The sequence below is a fragment of the Rhizobacter sp. P2_H2 genome (assembly GCF_056403375.1).
On the sequence record NZ_JBFUFP010001139.1, the window covers coordinates 1 to 1,676 of the forward strand.

3 protein-coding genes are annotated in these 1,676 nt (G+C 58.6%); all 3 read left to right on the forward strand.

Annotation, left to right across the window (positions count from 1 at the left end; translation table 11 throughout):
• Window positions 1-230 precede the first annotated feature (230 nt).
• The gene (locus AC1D15_RS30895) at window positions 231-656 is read left to right on the forward strand and encodes a VOC family protein (RefSeq protein WP_477829037.1); all 426 of its coding nucleotides are present in this window, start codon (window positions 231-233) and stop codon (window positions 654-656) included.
• A 72-nt stretch (window positions 657-728) separates the two neighbouring features.
• Window positions 729-1,187, forward strand: a complete 459-nt coding sequence (locus AC1D15_RS30900) for a hypothetical protein (protein WP_477829038.1) — start codon at window positions 729-731, stop codon at window positions 1,185-1,187.
• A gap of 66 nt (window positions 1,188-1,253) precedes the next feature.
• Window positions 1,254-1,676, forward strand: a 423-nt coding sequence (locus tag AC1D15_RS30905) for a hypothetical protein (protein ID WP_477829039.1), incomplete at its 3' end; no start/stop codon positions are given.

Sequence of the window (1,676 nt, forward strand, 5' to 3'; positions counted from 1 at the left end):
CGTCAGAGCGGGCCTCGTCTTGTTCGACAGCGGCGATGTGAACGACGCGGTCTGGCATTGGTCGTTTCTTCACCGGATCCATTGGGGCCGACATGCCGTCGGCGGTCTGCTCGCGCTCCACTGCATGCACGTTTCGAAGGACAGACCTTCGGGGCTGGGTTAGAAGACCTGGAAAACGCTTCAAGTTCTGCGTTCTCACACAGCCTCGGCCAGCAGCTGGCGATTCGAAGATGAAGCAATCACTTGGCCTGGTTTCTGTCGTTGTTCGAGATTACGACGAGGCCCTGTCGTTCTACGTGGACACACTTGGGTTCTTGCTGGTCGAGGACTCTTTTGTCCCTGAACAGAACAAGCGGTGGGTGGTCGTTTCCCCGCCTGGCGCCACAGAGTCGCGGCTTCTGCTCGCTCGCGCATCAGATCCGCAGCAGGTTGAGCGGATAGGACGTCAGACTGGCGGGCGGGTTTTCCTGTTTCTCTACACGGACGACTTCGAACGCGACTACGCGCGTTACAGGGCCAAAGGTGTGTCGTTCGTACGCCCTCCAAAGGTCGAACCCTACGGCAAAGTTGCGGTGTTCGAGGATCTCTACGGCAACCTGTGGGACCTGCTTCAACCCAGTCTGCCCGTTGGTCGCGACACTCCGAACCCGGTTTGATGGGTGCAGCGTCGGACAGCTCGTGGAGAGGTTGTTCTTGCATGAGCGTCTCGCTCGGGGCCCAAAAAATACATGAAGCCGCACTTGTTATCACCGCTGGTTCTGGTTGTTGCGATGCATGCGGTGCTTGCGCAKGAGCCCACTTCTGCCCAATCAGAACTTCAGCGGACGCACATCGAGGCGAATGTTCCGCTGCAGGACGAGTTCGAGCCTCTTCTGCAACGCGACCTGCTCACATTCTTCAAGCGGGCTCACGGCTCGACCGTCACGACCATCGAAGTTCAGCCTCTTCGCCTTGGCCCGACGCAGTCCGGTGTCTCATACCCCAAGTTCTATCTTTGGGTGAAGGCAATGGCTGGTTCGTCAGTTCAGCAGGCGGGTGCCGTTAGAGTTGCCGCGATACAGCGCACTCGTTTTGAGGTCACCGACTTCTTTCCCGTTGAAAGCATTAAGGAGAGACCGGATGAGGTCGGACAGGTGTTCCCGGCAGCACTCGTGCGCACCATTCAGGAACGGGCGGCCAGCCAGTAAGGCAGTGTGAGGGCAGTCTGGGAGAATGACTGCCAACGAAAGTGCGTGCGCATGTGGAGGAGCCAAGTGACCATCGATACGCCCGGAATGCTCGGCATCATCGCTCGCAAGAATGAGCGGACGAGAGCATTCATCGACCGCGAACGGTCCAGAATTCTCTCTTTTCGGCAACGACGGGAGCCAGACGTTTCCATTGCTGATGTTGATGCGTCGCTCAACCAAGACGATCAACTCATCGGGTTGTCCTTGGCGATGAACGGCGCCGATCTTTCTCTGGCCATTGACGAGCTGCAACAGGACGGCTGCCAGCGCGGTCAGGACTTCGTCGTCACCAGTTCCGCTGAAGGGGTTCTGGACATCCCACTGCCCGCCTGGCTCTCGATGGAAGAGCGCTCGATGGGTCCGCTTCCAGACTCCATGGCTGGCAGGGGCAAGGCAACCGAGGAAATGTGGACGCGTCAACGACGCAAGGTCTACACGTTCGTGCAC

Bases quoted from the DNA above. Each gene is read 5' to 3' on its own strand.
- AC1D15_RS30895 (WP_477829037.1), top strand. From the start codon at position 231: ATGAAGCAATCACTTGGCCTGGTTTCTGTCGTTGTTCGAGATTACGAC.